General features: G+C 64.2%; 2 protein-coding genes. Both read left to right on the plus strand.

What is annotated here, in order from left to right:
• The first annotated feature begins 11 nt into the window (after nt 1-11).
• Nucleotides 12-1466 carry a CpaF family protein gene (locus VGL01_RS25215; protein ID WP_331574272.1) on the plus strand — a complete coding sequence of 485 codons (1455 nt, stop codon included), beginning with the start codon at nt 12-14 and terminating at the stop codon, nt 1464-1466.
• Nucleotides 1463-2235 (plus strand): type II secretion system F family protein (locus tag VGL01_RS25220; RefSeq protein ID WP_331574270.1); only part of this gene is annotated, 773 nt, incomplete at its 3' end. The genes VGL01_RS25215 and VGL01_RS25220, both read left to right, overlap by 4 nt.

The raw sequence follows: 2235 nt of genomic DNA on the forward strand, positions 1-2235 counted from the left end.
CGGAGGGCAAGCTGATGTTCGGCCGCCGCAACGGGTTGCTGAGCGCCGATCCGGCAACGGACCCGGACGAACTGCGGGCCTCGCCGGCCGAGCCAGCGTACTCGGCTCCTGTGGCCGGAAGCTTGCGCGACGCAAGTGCGAGCACCGCGGCCTCCGCGGCAGTTCACCCCCCCCTGATTGCAAGCGTATCGGACCGGCACGAAGCGGTCATCCGCTCCGACACATTCAAGACGATACGCACGGCAGTTTTCTCGTCGATGAACATGTCCGCCGCACTGATGATGTCGCGCAGCGACGTGCGCGCCGGCATCGAGCAGATCGCGGCCGAGACCATCGCACGGGACAGGCTGACGCTGACGCTCGGCGAACAGACGCTTATCGTCGACGAAATCGTCAACGACATGTTCGGCATCGGGCCGATCGAGCCGTTGCTGGCCGACGAACGGGTGACCGACATCCTCGTGAACGGGCCCGATCACGTCTATGTCGAGCGCGGCGGCCGTCTCGAATTGACGCCGTTGAAGTTCCGCGACAACGCACACGTCATCAACGTCGCGCAGCGCATCGCAGCCGCCGTCGGACGGCGCGTGGACGAAAGCAGCCCGATGGTGGACGCGCGACTGGCCGACGGCAGCCGCGTGAACGTCGTACTGCCGCCCATTGCGTTGCGCGGCGCCTCCATCTCGATCCGAAAATTCGCCAAACGCAATATCACGCTGGGCCGTATGGCGCAGCAGGGCAACATCTCACCGGCGATGGTCGACGTGCTGAGGATCGCCACCGCATGCCGCCTGAACGTCGTGATTTCCGGCGGTACGGGCTCCGGCAAAACGACGCTGCTCAACGCGCTCTCACGTTTCATCGACGAGAGCGAGCGCGTCGTTACGATCGAAGACGCGGCCGAACTGCAGCTGCAGCAGCCCCATGTAGTCAGCCTCGAAACGCGGCCCGAGAACAGCGAAGGGCTCGGCGGCGTTTCTCAGCGAGACCTCGTGCGCAATGCGCTGCGGATGCGCCCCGACCGCATCATTCTCGGCGAGACGCGCGGCACGGAAGCATTCGACGTGCTGCAAGCGATGAATACGGGCCACGACGGTTCGATGACGACGGTCCATGCGAACACGCCGCGCGACGCGATCACGCGACTCGAAAGCATGGTGATGATGGCCAACGGCAATTTGCCGCTGATGTCGATTCGCAGACAGATTGCGAGCGCGGTCCATCTGATCCTGCAAGTCGAGCGGATGCGCGACGGTGTGCGGCGCGTGACGCATGTCACCGAGATCGGGGGCATGGAAGGCGATGTCGTAATAACGCAGGACCTCTTTACGTTTCGCTACAACGCAAGCGCCTATGAAGAGCAGGTGCGCGGTGCGTTCGAATGCTCGTCGCTGCGACCGGTTTTCGCTCAACGGGCTATCTACTACGGACTCGAAGAGGCGCTGCTCGCAGCGATGCAATCATGAGACCGGTGGACGTCGTCACCGCCGGTGCCTTTTTTGCACTCGTCGTGCTGGGCCTCATCGTGAGGTCCTTGCGTCAAATGGCGCGGCAGCAACCGGCAACGCGCATTCGGACGCGCATTGCCGAGCTGCGTGACGAACAGCAGGTCGCCACGACGCGACGCGACGAAAAGGAAGGGCAAGACAAGCAGCAGGAGCTGCTCAAGCGCAAGCGCCGCCTGCCCGATCAAGCGGCACTGCTGGCCCCGTTCGTGGCGAAGTACGAACGCGTTCGCACGGTCGGCGGCGCCGCCGGCATACGTCTCATCTGCGTCGTCGGTGTCGTGGCGCTCGTCGCGTCGCTCGTCGGCGCGACGTCGTTCTCGTTGGGCCCGTTGGCGCGTTTCGCGATTTCAGTCGGCGCGACTTTTATCGCCATGCGCGCCGCTTACCGATGGGTCATCGGGCGGTTCCGCCTGCGTTTTCTTGCGGTCTTTCCCGACACCCTCGATCTCATCATTCGCGCGGTGCGCGCAGGCATCCCCGCGGTTCAGGCCATCTGCATCGCGGGCGTCGAAAGCGAAGAACCCGTTCGAACGACGTTTCGCACCATGGGCGATGCGCTGCTCGTGGGGGCGGAGTTGAAGGAAGTGCTCGAACAGGCGGCAGCACGTTTGCAGCTTGCCGATTTTTCGTTCTTCACGGTTTGCCTGATCCTGCAACGCGAAACAGGCGGCAACCTCGGCGACACCCTCGAGACTCTGGCGGCCATCGTGCGCTCGCGGCGCGACAT

This window comes from Trinickia sp. (assembly GCF_036503415.1).
GTDB lineage: Bacteria > Pseudomonadota > Gammaproteobacteria > Burkholderiales > Burkholderiaceae > Trinickia.